General features: G+C 48.6%; 15 protein-coding genes and 1 pseudogene. 9 read left to right on the top strand and 7 right to left on the bottom strand.

What is annotated here, in order from left to right; translation table 11 throughout:
* Positions 1–33: 33 nt before the first annotated feature.
* Complete coding sequence (locus WG89_RS16535) at positions 34–756, bottom strand: HugZ family pyridoxamine 5'-phosphate oxidase (protein WP_062268125.1); 723 nt, start codon at positions 754–756, stop codon at positions 34–36.
* 321 nt (positions 757–1077) lie between these two features.
* Between WG89_RS16535 and WG89_RS16530 the strand changes: the two genes are divergently transcribed.
* On the top strand, positions 1078–1839 hold the full coding sequence (locus tag WG89_RS16530) for an SDR family oxidoreductase (RefSeq protein WP_062268124.1): 762 nt from the start codon (positions 1078–1080) through the stop codon (positions 1837–1839).
* A gap of 44 nt (positions 1840–1883) precedes the next feature.
* Here the strand turns inward: WG89_RS16530 and WG89_RS16525 are convergent, their stop codons facing one another.
* Positions 1884–2933 (bottom strand): DUF481 domain-containing protein, encoded by a 1050-nt coding sequence (locus tag WG89_RS16525; RefSeq protein ID WP_062268122.1) that lies wholly within the window; start codon positions 2931–2933, stop codon positions 1884–1886.
* A 112-nt stretch (positions 2934–3045) separates the two neighbouring features.
* Positions 3046–4053 (bottom strand): DUF481 domain-containing protein, encoded by a 1008-nt coding sequence (locus WG89_RS16520; protein WP_062268120.1) that lies wholly within the window; start codon positions 4051–4053, stop codon positions 3046–3048.
* Between the two features lie 167 nt (positions 4054–4220).
* Here WG89_RS16520 and WG89_RS16515 point away from each other — a divergent pair, with 167 nt between their 5' ends.
* Both WG89_RS16515 and WG89_RS31705 read left to right on the top strand, forming a co-directional pair.
* A complete protein-coding gene (locus WG89_RS16515; RefSeq protein WP_062268118.1) occupies positions 4221–4559 on the top strand; it encodes an MGMT family protein in 339 nt (112 codons plus the stop codon).
* A gap of 3 nt (positions 4560–4562) precedes the next feature.
* Complete coding sequence (locus tag WG89_RS31705) at positions 4563–4757, top strand: hypothetical protein (protein WP_062268116.1); 195 nt, start codon at positions 4563–4565, stop codon at positions 4755–4757.
* A gap of 24 nt (positions 4758–4781) precedes the next feature.
* Here the strand turns inward: WG89_RS31705 and WG89_RS16505 are convergent, their stop codons facing one another.
* Positions 4782–6371 (bottom strand): AmpG family muropeptide MFS transporter, encoded by a 1590-nt coding sequence (locus tag WG89_RS16505; protein WP_079253875.1) that lies wholly within the window; start codon positions 6369–6371, stop codon positions 4782–4784.
* Positions 6372–6555: 184 nt separating this feature from the next.
* Between WG89_RS16505 and WG89_RS16500 the strand changes: the two genes are divergently transcribed.
* Entirely contained in the window at positions 6556–7329 is a 774-nt protein-coding gene (locus WG89_RS16500; protein WP_062268112.1) for a trypsin-like serine protease, read from the top strand.
* Positions 7330–7394: 65 nt separating this feature from the next.
* On the opposite strand, the gene WG89_RS16495 is transcribed toward WG89_RS16500, so the two are convergent.
* Positions 7395–7880 (bottom strand): YajQ family cyclic di-GMP-binding protein, encoded by a 486-nt coding sequence (locus tag WG89_RS16495; protein ID WP_062268185.1) that lies wholly within the window; start codon positions 7878–7880, stop codon positions 7395–7397.
* 96 nt (positions 7881–7976) lie between these two features.
* Complete coding sequence (locus WG89_RS16490; protein WP_062268109.1) at positions 7977–8198, bottom strand: dodecin; 222 nt, start codon at positions 8196–8198, stop codon at positions 7977–7979.
* A gap of 157 nt (positions 8199–8355) precedes the next feature.
* On the opposite strand from WG89_RS16490, the gene WG89_RS16485 reads away from it, so the two are divergent.
* The 5 genes from WG89_RS16485 (at position 8356) to WG89_RS16465 (ending at position 14767) form a co-directional block, all read left to right on the top strand.
* Positions 8356–9273 (top strand): ketopantoate reductase family protein, encoded by a 918-nt coding sequence (locus tag WG89_RS16485; protein ID WP_153301642.1) that lies wholly within the window; start codon positions 8356–8358, stop codon positions 9271–9273.
* A gap of 80 nt (positions 9274–9353) precedes the next feature.
* A complete protein-coding gene (locus WG89_RS16480; protein WP_062268105.1) occupies positions 9354–11402 on the top strand; it encodes a HAMP domain-containing sensor histidine kinase in 2049 nt (682 codons plus the stop codon).
* A 105-nt stretch (positions 11403–11507) separates the two neighbouring features.
* Positions 11508–12386 carry a carboxylating nicotinate-nucleotide diphosphorylase gene (gene nadC, locus WG89_RS16475; RefSeq protein ID WP_062268103.1) on the top strand — a complete coding sequence of 293 codons (879 nt, stop codon included), beginning with the start codon at positions 11508–11510 and terminating at the stop codon, positions 12384–12386.
* Between the two features lie 33 nt (positions 12387–12419).
* Positions 12420–13436 carry a UDP-glucose 4-epimerase GalE gene (galE, locus tag WG89_RS16470; protein WP_062268101.1) on the top strand — a complete coding sequence of 339 codons (1017 nt, stop codon included), beginning with the start codon at positions 12420–12422 and terminating at the stop codon, positions 13434–13436.
* A gap of 101 nt (positions 13437–13537) precedes the next feature.
* Positions 13538–14767: a hypothetical protein gene (locus tag WG89_RS16465; protein WP_062268100.1), complete on the top strand. Its 1230-nt coding sequence runs from the start codon at positions 13538–13540 to the stop codon at positions 14765–14767.
* Positions 14768–14868: 101 nt separating this feature from the next.
* Here WG89_RS16465 and WG89_RS32180 read toward each other — a convergent pair.
* Positions 14869–14987 (bottom strand): annotated as a pseudogene (locus tag WG89_RS32180) (IS5/IS1182 family transposase); the annotation flags it as partial.

The raw sequence follows: 14987 nt of genomic DNA, 5'->3' as shown, positions 1-14987 counted from the left end.
TCGGGGCTTTTCAGTTGGCTCAGACGCTCAGTATCAGGCTACTTTAGCCATCTCTACCAGAGTCTTGCGAACCGCCATTGGCTCTTCCACTTCCGCTGGGAAAGGAATGCGAACCAGCTTGTCTTTCAGCAGCAGGTGCATACCGGTTGCATCGACACCCGCCATTTTAGGCTCAACACCTTCAGGGATTTCGATGTCTGCAGCCTTGCAGTACTTAACCATGGCATCAACATGATCTTCGTTCATGTGCTTGACCATGCCATTTTCTACGCTGCCGTAGAATGGGTTTTCACGAGTCATCAGTTCGTTCTTAACCCAGAAGATCTTGCCGAAACCACCGATGAAACGAGCACGCTTCAGGTGTATACGGTAGAAGTCAAAGCCGTGAGTCTTGTGGTAATTAGCCGCAGGTGGGAAGAAGGAGTAGTAACGCTGCTCCATTTCCTTGGCATCTTCGCTGTCTGCTTCAATCTTCTCTGCATCGCCGATCCAGGTCAGACGGCCAGCCTTGTGGATATCGTCCACACCACTTTGGGTAATGATCAGGGAGACCTTGGGGTTGGCTTCGATGTTTTTGGTGTGCTGGGCCAGGTCACTGATCAGAATGATCGGGTTACCGTGCTTGTCCAGGCAGTAAGGCATTACAGAGCCAAATGGGTATCCGGGCACGTCGTCAGAATGAGTCGACAGAATACCGTGGTACTCATTCAAAAGTAAGCTACGTGCGTCGTGAGCGGCTTGAACCTTAGGCTCCATCTGTTTCCCCTTGCAATTGCATACTGTAGAACATACCACTTTTTGCAGTATGCACAATCTGAGTCACTGACCGGCGACCTGATAAGTCATGGCCATTTATTGATCTGCCTTGGCAGTCAATTTATCGCGGATTATATATTAATGAGATTGATTATCAATAAGATTATCATGCAATTTCATCAGTTGTCTTAACACTGGCCTGCAACCGATGAGCGATCTTGATATCGGCTAATGCTGACATTAAAAGATGATGAAAACGACACAACCAGGAATTTCACGTTAAAATCATTGGGTGATTTTCAGTCGTAGAAGAACAAAAGCATGAATCTCAAACAAAGTAATATTCTGATCACTGGAGCAGCCCGGGGTCTGGGAAAAGCCATGGCACTTCATCTGGCCAGCAAGGGTGCAGGTCTTGGCTTGATAGATCTTGAAGGTGAAGCACTGGACCAGGCTGTAAAGGAATGCTCGGAGCTGGGCGCCAGAGCCATTGCCCTGCCTACCAATGTCGCTAATGAAGAAGAAGTAGAAAATACGGTCAAAGTTGCCCGCGAAAAGCTTGGCCCTATCAATGGTCTGATTAATAACGCGGGCATTCTGCGCGATGGTCTTCTGGTCAAAGCCAAAGACGGACAAGTTACAGACAAACTCTCTCTGGCTAAATGGCAATCAGTCATTGACGTTAATCTGACCGGTGTTTTTCTTTGCGGCCGAGAAGTAGCTGCCAGCATGATCGATTCAGGAACTCAAGGATTGATCCTGAACATTGCCAGTATTTCCCGTTCAGGCAACTTCGGGCAAACCAACTACTCTGCTGCCAAGGCTGGCGTGGTGGCCATGACCGTGTCCTGGGCAAAAGAACTGGCTCGCTACGGCATCAGAAGTGCCGCTATTGCACCGGGTATGATCGAAACAGAAATGACTCTGAGTATGAAGCCTGAAGCCCGAGCCAAAATGAATGCAGGCATTCCATCAGGCAGGATGGGCAAGCCCGAAGAAATAGCGGAAACCGTCGCGTTCATTTTTGAAAACGACTATTTCAATGGACGAGTTCTGGAACTGGATGGTGGACTTCGTTTGTAAGACGGCTTTTAGCTGAGGGCACTGAAGCCCTCAGCCATTACTTCTTACCAGGAATAACCCACACCGATTTTGATTTGACTGGTGGTTTTTTCCGCCCCGTCAATCGGAACACTGTCATAGTCAAGATAGTGTGTCAGGTTCAAAGACAGGTTGTCAGACAACCCGACCCTTAGGCCATGCTCACCATCAAACAGCCACTGCTGACCTGAGTTCAAACGATAGAAGAGCTTGCTGTTAAAATAATACTCAAGGTTATCAATGAGTTTTTTCCGATACTGCAAACCACTGCTGATCGCCAGGTTTTTCTGGTTATCTTCTTCCTGATAATCTTCCCAGAGATGAGTCAGACCCATGGTAGTAATAATGGTTTCGTTGACGGTTTCCTTGAAGCGATAACCCGCCGCGCCTCCAACAGTCAATCTTGAACGCAGATCATCAGTAGAGTCGTACTCCTGATCCATAGAGCCCTGCACAAACCAATGCTCAGTGAAGTAGCGACTGTACGCATACCCCAGCTCCCACTCTTTGGTAGAAGAGTCATCTTCTTCTTTTTCTATCTCAATATCCCATTTGAAACTGTTTTTGTTCCATTCATCATTGATATCAAGATTACCACTGAGCGTGAAGGTGGTTTCATTGTCTTCGCCCTGATCACTGTCCAGACCGAAATTGACCTTGCCAGAAACTTCCCAGGCAGAAGCCAGAACCGGCTTTTCCCGACGAATTTCCGCCACTGGCCAAGCCGCAGTAAAGCTGCGTTCATAACCATCCGGGTCCACAACAACCAGCTGATCACCACTGCTCTTAAGTCGTCGCTGCTGAGACTCTTTTTCCCCAATCAGCCCAACCCAGACTGGCTTATTGGTATCCAGCGAGCGAACATGACGCCAGTTCACTGTAATATCACCAGCGTATTTAGTGGAAATTGTCAGTTTGCCTGCTTCCAGACTCTGAATCTTGCCACTGATCACATCCCCGTTTTCCATCCAGATCTTATCTGCATGCGCCAGCATTGCCATGCCTGAAAGCAACAATACTCCGACCGTGCGCAGTCCGAGAAAACGGCCAATGCTCCTGAAAAGCTGGAGCCCCATGAACACCCCTTGATGAATCGAATTTGTTATTTCTCTATTAAGGGGGACAAGAGTTCCAAATTAACGGGAGGTTAACAAGAGTGGAAAGCCGCTATAGCCACCTGTTTTCTTTCTACCAGCTGGCACCAAGACCGAACAATAAAGCCGAGTCATCCTTTTTCTTGCCGGCCTGGGGCGCTTCATCGTAATCCAGCTCATAGCGCACGCTCAGATGAAGCAGGTCGGTCAGTTTGTAACGAATGCCGGTTGCAGTTTGCAGCAGCCAGCTGTTGCTTTTAAAACGTCGAAAAATATCCTGATCGTGAAAAAGGGTTACCTTCTCCCAAAACAACTGATCGTAATGAAGTGCCCAGTGGGCAGCAGGTGTCTCTTTACGCTCACCGGGATCTTCAAACTTTTCCCAGATTTCACTGGCGCCCAGCTCAGCCCGAAGGTTCAACTCCGGCTCATCCCAGAATTGATGACCCAGACCCAGGCCCACATTGATCCGATACTCTAAATCCTTGATCTGGTCTTTTTCCCAGCCCCCGCTGCCACTGAGATACCATTTCGGGCTGAGAAAACGGTTATAGTCGTATTTCAACTGCCAGTGATCCTTGATGCTTTTCTGATCATCGTCTTCCTTGTCAGTCCGCCAATCGAACGTATGGCGATTCAGCCTGTTACGCACTCCCAACCTGCCATCGAGACTGTAGGCATTCTTGATGGTATTGCCTCGCTGGATATTGGCATAGGCATTGGCATGACCATTCCATCGCCAATCATCACTTTCCGGAGGGGTACTGGTTAGACGGGCAAAATCAGAAGGGTCGGCAGGCATAGTCTCTGAATGCTCTTCATTCACCAGTTGGAGCTGATGATTGATGGTATGTAACTGCCATTGCTGAAAGGCTTCACTGCCTTTGAAACGAATCCAGACGGGTTCATCAGAGTCCAGGCTGTCTATTTCTTTCAGCGGTACCGTTAATTTGCCATAGCCACTGTCTATCTGCAGTTTCTCATCCTTGATGCTGATAATACGTCCTTTGATAACACTGCCATTATGCAGACTGATGGTGTCAGCCAGCACAGAGCAAGAGATCAAACCCGCCAGAATCAGAAAGGCACCACGTGCAATCATCTGCTCACTCCAATTCTAATTGAGCGTTGAAATCATTATTCACACAAAAATGAAAAATTTTTCACGACAAACAGCCGATAGATTAGGATATGCTTGGCAGATTCGCTGATGATTTTATCCCGTATTTTTAATTGTATTTTTCATAGTGCATGGAGGCTTCCTGCTCTATGGAATCAGTCTGGAGAGTTGGCTTGCACGCACCATTCAGTCCATCCGATATCTGGTTCATTCTGGCCAAAGTTCCTGAGGGTACTGTGGTCACTTATGGACAGCTGGCTAATATGGCGGGCGCGCCAGGCTATGCGCGGGTGGTAGGCAATATCCTGAAACAGTTACCTGCGGGCTCAGGGTTGCCCTGGCACCGGGTGATTAATAGCAAGGGACAGATTTCGTTTCCTGAAGGCAGCGGCAAATATCAGCAACAGCAGTCATTGCTGGAATCTGAGGGCATAACCCTGATCAACGGTAAAGTAAACCTGAAGCTGTACCAATGGAATGGAGACTAACTCTTGGACGATCTGGATCAGCTTCCCGAAGACATTGCCCTGGCTATTGAAATTATTCGCCAGCTGGAAAACCTGAATTACCAACCCGAAACCGTCCTTCAGGCCATGATGCATGTCTGTAAGGATTCTCTGGGCAAACTGCCCGAGAGAGAACGTGAAAACTGGAAAGCCCGGCTGGCTGCCGAGCTTGAAAGGTAAGTTGCGGGCGTGCGCCCGCACTTCTTAATCCGGAGCAGCCTCCTCAGAGGCTACCTTTACGCCGTGCTCTTCCTGATCATCCATCAGTCTCTGTAAATAACTGATCAACAACAGTACCGGCAGACCCAGAATGGCCGAACCGGCAAAAAAGATCGGGTAGTTCACCGCATCTACAACCGTTCCGGAATAGCCAGCCATAAGTTTGGGCACAAGTGTCATCAGAGAACTGAACACGGCATATTGCATTGCCGTGAACGCCCTGTTGGTCAAACTCGATAGAAAGGCAATAAAGGCTGCAGATGCAATACCGGCACTCAGGTTATCTGCTGCAATCACGACGGCGAGCATCCAGGTTTCAGGGGTCATTTGAGCCAGCAGTGAAAACAACAGGTTACTCACAGCAGCCAGCAAACCACCTACCCAGAGAATTTTCATAACGCCATAGCGGACCGCCAACAACCCGCCCAGAAAACCTCCGGCAATGGTCATCAACAGGCCAAAGGTTTTGGTGACTGCAGCAATCTGTTCTTTGCTGTAACCCATGTCCTTGTAAAACACATTGGCAACAGCGCCCATAACTATATCGGCAATCCGGTATGTACCCACCAGCAACAGGATGTAGATTGCAAGTTTGCCATAGCGCTGGAAGAAATCAGTAAAAGGCGCCACATAGGTTTCTCTAACCATTCCTCTGGGAGCTACGTTAAGACTGATCATCAACCAGGCACCACCACCACCCAGCGCTACGCTGAAAAGCAACCGGAATGTTTCGGAGAAGAATCCTGCAACATGGGCAGAGACCCCCGCGCCAGTGAGGGCTGCTTTTAACTGGGCTGCAGTATCGGGCGTCAGTGTAAATCCAGCAACAAAAGCACCTGCGGCTACCACAAAGAGCCCAAGGAAACGGACATAGTCACTGGTGCCATAATTGGCATACGCAGACTGATTATTTTCCGGCTCAGGAATCAGTAGCGTTGTCGCTACCCCCACCAGCATAAAGGCCGCCATACACCGATATACAGAGGCCCAGGCTTCATAGTTGTATACCGTTTCATCACCACCCGAAAACCAGCTGGCCAACGCCAGACTGCCTGCGCCAGCGACCAGCATACCCACTCGATAACCGGCAATGTAAGCCGAGGACATCATAGCCTGTAGGTCACTCTCAGCCGCTTCTATCCGGTAGGCATCAATGACAATGTCCTGAGTAGCCGAAGAGAAGCCCAGCATCACGGCGCCCACCGCAACCCAGGTCAAACCATAAACAGGATCATTACTGGCCATAAACAAGAGAGCAGCCATCACGGCAAACTGTGCTATTAACAACCAGGCCCGACGCCGACCCAGACTTTTTGTCAACCAGGGTAACGGTACCCTGTCCACCAGAGGTGCCCAGACAAACTTGAAGGAATACCCCAGAGCCGCCCAGCTGAAGAATGTCACCATACTTCGTTCAACACCGGCTTCCCTGAGCCAGATGGAAAGGCTGCTGAATATCAATAAAATGGGAAGACCGGCTGAAAAGCCAAGAAACAGGACACTGATCACCCTCGGGTGCTTGAAACTCTGCCATGCCTCTCCCCAGGAACGGGAAGAAGAGTTCATTAGTTGCATTCTGCTCCTCCGGATGTGCTCTTGGCGGGTCTCATTGAGCTTTTCATTGAACCCTCCATGGAATCAGGGCTTGAAATTAACATACTGCTCAGGCCTTCCAGTGGTCGAATTGGCTAAATGGGTTGAACATCTTTTGTTCTATATTGTCGAATTCTTCAACTGATTAATCAAAGCACACCTGAAGATGATCGGAAACAAACTTTTCACCTCACTGATAATATTTTTTACCCTTGTCAGCACACTGGGCTATGCCTCCGAAAAGGAGAAAGAGTCACGAAACTGGCTGGTTAATGTAGAAAACATCTATACCCGGTATTACTTCTGCTCAGGAGCCCTGATCAACAAACACTGGGTACTCACTACCGCTCGCTGTGTTGATAAGAATGGAGGCAGCCGACTGAGCGTGCTGCTTCAACCCATTAAAGCAAGCGATCTATCGGTAAAGGTATGGGCTGATATGAACAGTCTGGTCTTTGACGATCAACATAAACTGGCCATGTTCAGACTGGATGAACCCGTAACAGACCGAGACCCTGTAAAGCTCAGCTATAACGACAAGAAAACCAGAAAATGCGAGACACTGTTGTGTGCCTATATGGAGCGGATAGCGCCCAACCCTCCACAAAAGTTTCGGTTGGAAGAACATACTGGAAAGATGATTTTAACTGACAGTGATTACTACCATGACCGGGAGAACATGATTACTGCTTCAGAAGTTTTCTGTACTGTTGAGCCTGATGGAAAACAGCTTGGCAACAAAGTCGTTATGGGGTCGGTACTAACAGACTGCAAGGGGCAACTGGTTGGGCTTGGAATTCATGTGGGAGACCTTCCCTCTCTGGTTGAAAGTGAAGAGCTAGAGATATCACCAGGCTTTAATGCATTTCTGAAGCTCAGCGCCTTCAAGTCCTTTATTGAAAGGACTAAAAAGAAATTACCGCCCGGGGAAGAGTTATAAATCGACGCAGAACACGGAGAATGGAGAAGGAACAGCCATAAAGCAGGCTGTTCCCTGAATAACGGTCAGTCCCTGAAGTTGTTGTACTGCAGAGGCATCTCGGTATCAGCTTCTCTCAGAAGAGCAATCGCGGTCTGAAGATCATCACGTTTCTTACCGGTTACACGCACCTGCTCTCCCTGGATGGCAGGTTGAACCTTCAGTTTGGCGTCCTTGATCATCTTGACGATTTTCTTGGCCTGCTCTTTATCCAGTCCCTGACGTACAACCACTTCCTGCTTAACCTGCTTGCCAGAGCCATAGTGATCTTTCACTTCCAGACATTTAACATCAATGCCGCGTTTGACCATTTTGGTCTTGAGCATTTCAACCATCTGAACCAGCTGGAAGTCAGCATCGGCTGTCATCACAATCTGGTTTTCACCGCTCTTTTCAAAGTTGGCGTCGACCCCTCTGAAATCATAACGGGTGGTCAGCTCACGATTTGCCTGATCGACCGCATTGGCCAGCTCGTGCATATCCACTTCAGAGACAATATCAAATGAAGGCATGAGGGATTTCCCAATCAACAAAATCTATGTGTAGCTACATATTGTATCCGAGAATCCCTGCACGATGGCAAGCCCCGGATAACCGGGGTATCAAAATCAGGACGGCTTGTCGTGATCTTCCAGCCTGAAGCCAATTCTGACCGTTATCTGGAAATGAGCAATTTCACCATTTTCTATATGACCACGATGCTCCACCACCTCGTACCAGCCCAAATTTTTCAAGGTTACGCTGGCTGTAGCAATAGCATTGCGAATAGCGTCATCACTGCTGACGGTAGAACTGCCTACCACTTCCAGAATCTTGTATATATGCCCCATGAAAACTCTCCACGACATTGTCAGGGTAGAGCAAGTATAGACATACAAGACGAACTCGAATTCAGATCGTTTCAAATCATAAGAATGCCTTATTCATTCACAAATGGCTTCTGGCTGTTAAACTCTTTCCGTTTTTCTCAATCAGAGCGACACTGAAGTGACCTGGCATATAATCGGTGCAGGCAGTATGGGATGCCTGTGGACAGCTCAGTTTCTGAAGGCCAACATGAAGCCAGTTCTGCTTTTGCGAGAGCAAAGGCTTCGTTCTCTGGAAAGTGACGCTCCTTCTTTGTCCATAGACGAGCTTGATGGCACAACACATCACTATCCTATCCAGCTAGCATCACCAGAAACCGTTACAACGCCCATTGATCGCTTGCTGGTCTGCACAAAAGCACAAGATGCAGAAGCGGCCGTTCATTCTATTGAAGATAAACTGTCAGACCACTGCCAGATATTACTCATGCAAAATGGTATGGGCAGCCAACAGGCTATAGCTCATCATTTCCGCTCTCAATCGGTCTGGGCTGCATCTACCACTGAAGGCGCATGGATAAAAGACTTTTTGCATGTCTGCCATGCAGGTCATGGCTCAACGTGGATAGGGCCAATAGGAAGGACTCCGGATGAACAGGCTTGGAAGAACCTGAAACACTCTCTTGAGAGCCTGCCTTTTGACATTCATTTTACCGATCAGATTGAACAGAAGCTCTGGGACAAACTCGCTGTTAATTGTGCCATTAACGGTCTGGCCGCCCTTTATGACTGTAAAAATGGTGAGCTGTTAGCTACTCAAGAGCGTAAAGAACGTCTGGCAGCTCTGACCCGGGAAGTCACCCACGTGAGAAAGGCTGTTGGCATCAAAACGACTGGAGACCTCTTTGAGCTGGTCCAGCAAGTTTGCAGGGATACTGCCATGAATAACTCTTCCACCTGCATGGATGCCCGGCAAAACAGAAGAACAGAGTTGGCCTATATCAACGGTTTCCTGATAGAGCAGGCAAAAAAACTCGGAATTGAAACACCTGAAAACCACTTTCTTATGAAAGAACTGGCAGAGCTCGGTATTCAATAGCTAGAAAACAGAACCATTGTACTAATCAAGAAAAGAGAGTAGCTTCCCCAATAAATGGGTCAAGATAAGAACAACAACCCATGGGTCGACTCAACAGAGCTTTTTATAGCTATATCTCCAGCCTCTCCCTGAGCCGTAAACTGCTTGGCGGGCTAATCAGCGTCGTACTGGCTATTGCCATTATTGCCACGGGTGTGGTGATGGTTTCTGCCTACCTGATGTCCAAACACTATTTTCTTCCGGCTAACGTTCAGGCCGTCGTCAAGATTCTCTCTGAAGATGCCGTTCTAATGTCACTAACCGGGAATGTTACCCGTGCAGAGCAAACTCTGGCTGCAGCCAGTGAATACTCCCAAATTCGTGCTCTGGCGGTTTATAACCCTGAGGGTAAACTCCACGCGTTTTATAACAGCCTTCCTTCAGAGTTCACCATCCCGTCTCAAGTTCCGGAGCGTGTAGAGTCTGAATTTCAATTCATGGCCCATGTCGAAAAAATGCCAGGCCAGGAATACACACTCTATATTCAGGCCGACCCTTCCCTGCCACTGTTCTTTTTTAATTTCATGAGTCTGGCGGGCATTCTTATCCTTTTCGTTTTTGCCTTGCTTACTTTCCTGGTCACACGCTTTGTACGACGATTTGTAACCTTGCCGGTGCTCCATCTGATCCGGGTAGCCCGAAAAGTATCTGAAGAAGAGAACCATCATGAGAGCTATGGCATCCGGGCCAGACGATTCCATAAAGATGAAATAGGCTCTCTGGCCACAACGTTTAACACCATGCTTGAGCGGATAGCGACCCGCGACCAACAATTAACAGAAGAGCGGGACAAGGCCGAAAAAGCGGGAAGACAGGCACAACAGATGGCCGCCCAGATGCAAAGCAGTAACCTGGATCTTGAACGGGAAATGGTGGTTCGAAAACAGATCGAGAAAAAACTGACCCGATTCCAGAACTACCTCAACAACATTATTGACTCCATGCCTTCAGCACTGGTTGCTGTAGATAACCACCTGAAGGTAAACCAGTGCAATACGGAAGCAGCACGTCTAGCACGACTGCCTTTCAGTCAGATCATTGGCCAGCCGCTGGAGCATGTTCTGCCCTTTCTTTATCAATGTCAGAGCCAGATCCAAAAAACTCTGGCAGAGCAGACCGCTCAGCGTGTCGAAAAGCTTCCCATCAAACTGGATGATTCGGAAAGCTACCTGGACCTTGTGATTTATCCACTGAGTGGAGATGACACTCCCGGTGCGGTGATAAGAATCGACAATATTACCCAGCGCCTGAGACTGGAAGAAATGATGGTCCAGACTGAAAAAATGATGTCAGTAGGAGGACTGGCTGCAGGCATGGCCCATGAAATCAACAATCCATTGGGCGCTATTATCCAGAACACCCAGAACATCCGCCGCCGGCTTTCCCCCAGCCTGCCTGCCAACCAGGCCGCTGCTGATGAGGAGAATATCTCTCTTGAGGCCATCAACCATTACCTGCAAGAGCGAGGAATTACCCGCTTTCTGGAAAACATTCAGGATGCCGGTGTTCGGGCATCAAAAATTGTTTCGAACATGCTCCTATTCAGCCGGGGTGGGGAACGAGCTTTAACCCCCACACCACTGACCGACCTGATTGAACGAACCATTGAAATTGCAGCCAGTGACTTCAATCTTCAAAAAGGTCTCGATTTCATGCACATCCGTGTGCACAAGGAGCTCGACCCTACCCTTCAGGACGTTCCTTGCATCGCCAGCGAAATACAGCAGGTGCTTCTGAACCTTTTGAAGAATGCAGCCTTTGCCATTAATCACCGCAAAGATAAAACGGAAGTCGGCCGGATCACCCTGAGCACAGTCAAAGAAGATGACCGGGTTATCATCACGGTGGGCGATAATGGCTGCGGTATGGACAGCCAGGTACGCAAGCGCATTTTTGAACCCTTCTATACCACCAAGGACGTGGGCAAAGGTACGGGGCTGGGGCTTTCCGTCTCCTACTTTATTATCACTACCCACCACAAAGGCACCATGAGCGTCTTTTCAGTCCCCGGCAAAGGGACAGAGTTCACTATCAGCCTGCCGTTGGACACCAGCACTGTTGCCAACCCCGTCTGTGAACTGCCCGATTAATCTCAGCTTCAAATCTTTGCAAACAGATTTCCTTCGGGGTTGTTTATAATCTCTGCCAATCGTTTATCATTTGCGCCGAACGATTTTTCACGGAAAAGAGTCAACATGCAGCCCCAGGACCACTTCGCTTCCGACCTGACCGAAACCATCCAGATCAATGTTCGCCATGCTCTGGAAGAAGACATCGGTACAGGGGATATCACAGCCTCCCTGATCCCTGCTGACCAGATGGCCAAAGCCCGAATTCTCTGTCGAGAAACGGCCATCATTGCCGGCCGCCCCTGGTTTGACGAAGTTTTCAAACAGATCAATCCATCCGTAAAGCTGGACTGGCAGGTTAAAGAAGGCGAGCGGGTTGAAGCCAATCAGGTGCTGGTTTATATGGAAGGTCCGGCCCGCAGTCTTTTGACGGGTGAGCGCGCTGCCATGAACTTTCTTCAAACCCTCTCAGGCACCGCAACCCGCTGCCATTACTATGCTAGTCTGGTCAAAGAGACGGGTGTTCGACTGCTGGATACTCGCAAAACCCTGCCTGGTCTTCGTCTTGCCCAGAAATATGCTGTAAAGGCTGGCGGATGCCACAACCACCGGATCGGTCTTTATGATGCCTTCCTGATTAAGGAAAACCATATTGCCGCCTGCGGTGGCATTGAGCAGGCTGTAAACACCGCTCGTGAAATGGCTCCGGGCAAACCCGTGGAAATTGAGGTGGAGAACATGGAAGAGTTCCAACTGGCTCGCAGCGCCGGCGCCGACATCATAATGCTGGACAACTTCCCCCTGGATACCCTTCGTGAAACCGTAGAACTGAACAAAACCCTGCCTGCACCCCAGCCAAAGCTGGAAGCTTCCGGTGGTATCACAGATGAACGTCTGCCTGTGATTGCTGCTACCGGGGTTGATTTTATTTCTATCGGTACACTCACCAAGGACATTCAGTCCATTGACCTTTCCATGCGACTGATTGAACAAACACAGTCCTGAACGAATTTTGAGCTGAACAGGGAGCGACAGACTATGAGTAAAATTCTTGTCACAGGTGGAGCAGGTTACATTGGCAGCCATACCTGCCTGGAATTACTAAACGACAACTACGAAACAGTTGTACTGGACAACCTCAGCAACAGCAGTGAAGAATCCCTGCGTCGGGTTCAGGATATCACGGGCAAGACCCTGGAATTCGTTAACGGAGATATTCGCGACCGTGCGCTTCTGGATTCACTGTTTCAAAAACATGATTTTGAATCCGTCATTCACTTTGCCGGATTGAAAGCGGTGGGTGAGTCCTGCGAAATCCCGCTCGATTATTATGACAACAATGTGTACGGCACCATTATCCTGTGTCAGGCAATGCAAGCTGCCAATGTTAAAAGCATTGTGTTCAGTTCTTCCGCAACCGTTTACGGTGATCCTGCCACACTGCCAATCACAGAAGACTTTCCACTGAGTGCTACCAACCCTTATGGCCGCTCCAAACTGATCGTGGAAGAAGTACTGGAAGATCTTTATAAGTCCGATAATGACTGGAGTATTGCACTGCTTCGCTACTTTAATCCTGCTGGTGCTCACGCATCAGGGCGTATTGGCGAAGATCCAAATGATATCCCCAATAACCTCATGCCTTATGTCACTCAGGTTGCCATTGGCAAGCTGGAAAAGCTGAGAGTATTCGGCAACGACTACCCAACGGTAGACGGTACCGGTGTCCGTGATTATATCCATGTTGTGGATCTGTCCATTGGACATGTCAGAGCCATTGAAAAACTTCGTACGACCAAAGGCGTCAATACCTGGAACCTGGGCGTAGGCAAAGGTTACAGCGTGCTGGAAATGGTTGCCGCCTTTGAACAGGCCTCCGGCAAAAATGTTCCTTATGAAGTTACACCGCGTCGCTCCGGAGACATTGCTGCTTGCTACGCTAACCCTGATAAAGCATTGCAAGAGTTGGGATGGAAAGCCGAGCGTGGATTGGAAGAAATGGTGACTGACGCCTGGCGTTGGCAGGCCGACAATCCAAACGGATATAACCAGTAAACTCAATGGGGCTTTTTAGCCCCATTTTTGCTCCCCTGCCGATCAGTTTCGTCTTTTACTGCCGATGAATAAAAGACTTTACCCTGCCTGGATAGCTGATCATGAAATACCTTTTTACTTTCTTGTTATTGTTTATTCCTGTGACCGTTTGGAGTGCCTGCCCAAGCTGGCCTGCCAATCAGGCTGAGAAGCAGATTCTGGCTCTGCAAAAAGAAGTCAAACATCATGACGACCTTTATTACAACAAGCAGTCTCCCGTCCTCACTGATAATGAATACGATGCCCTGAAAGCCCAGCTTCAAGCCTTAAAAAAATGCTTTCCAACACTGACCCTGCCGGCTGTAGCCAAAGAAAATGCCGAAGGCGATGTAGATCACCGGGCCTTTATGGGCAGCCTGAAAAAGGCTCGTGATGCTAAAGACATCAAAAAGTTTCTCAAGGAAGCAGGAAAGGAAAAAATCCTGATTCAGCCAAAGATAGACGGGGTTGCCGCCGAACTCGTTTATCAGAATGGCAAACTGGTAGCTGCTTCTACTCGGGGCACTGGCGACAAAGGTGAGAATATTCTGGATGCCGTTAAGCTGATGCCCATGATCCCTAAAGAAATCAAGACGGACTATAACGACATCATCCTGCATGGTGAACTGTTTGCAAGACTGGATGACTCAGTTAAGAACTCAGGCTACAGCAGTGCCCGCCACTTTGTTTCAGGCCACATCAGTCGCAATGAACTGGACGTTCTAGCCCTGAGCAGCATTGAATTTTTTCCCTGGCGCTGGGTCAACAGTCCTTTTGAAAGTGACAACACAGTCATTAACATTCTCTACGGCTACGGTTTCGAGTTGCCCACAATGTACACTGACTTGGGAAAAAGCCTCAAAGACATTGAGAAAATCCGCCAAACCTACCAGAACCGCAGTGATATAGAACCCTTCCTGATGGATGGTATTGTCCTGAAGCTAGACAATCTGGAACTGCGCAAAAAGTTAGGTTGGGACAGTCGGAATCCCGCTTGGGCCATAGCCTGGAAATTCCCATCAGACAGTGCTGTGACTGAGGTTAAAAACATTGATTTCAGAGTGGGCAGAACGGGTCATGTAACCCCAGTCCTTCAATTAGAACCTGTCGAAATCAAGGGAGAAACTGTTCAACAAGTTTCTCTGGGCAGTATTGAAAACCTGACAAAAAGGGATATAGCCATTGGCGACCAGATCTCAGTCCAGTTAAAAGGGGCTGCCACACCCGTTTTCGGAAAAGTTATCCTGAGGCCAGAACACCGAACCAAACCAACACTGCCTGATCAGGCTAGGGAACCTGCGAATAACCTCTAATTTACTTCCCTTCTTGAATCGAGTTCGAAGTAGGACTGAAATCAGAGGTCTCAACCCCTTATTTGTATGATATTTAGCCACTTTCGTGACTTCAGGGCGGACTAACCCTGTGCCCGGATCATTTGATCCAGTCGAACAATATTCGCCAGGGCAAATAAAGTAGACAGTTTATTGTCATTCTTCTTCAAACCTCGATACCTGGCTTTTATAAATCCAAATT

This window comes from Endozoicomonas arenosclerae, assembly GCF_001562015.1.
Classification (GTDB): domain Bacteria; phylum Pseudomonadota; class Gammaproteobacteria; order Pseudomonadales; family Endozoicomonadaceae; genus Endozoicomonas_A; species Endozoicomonas_A arenosclerae.
This window is presented reverse-complemented; position numbering and strand designations above follow the sequence as displayed.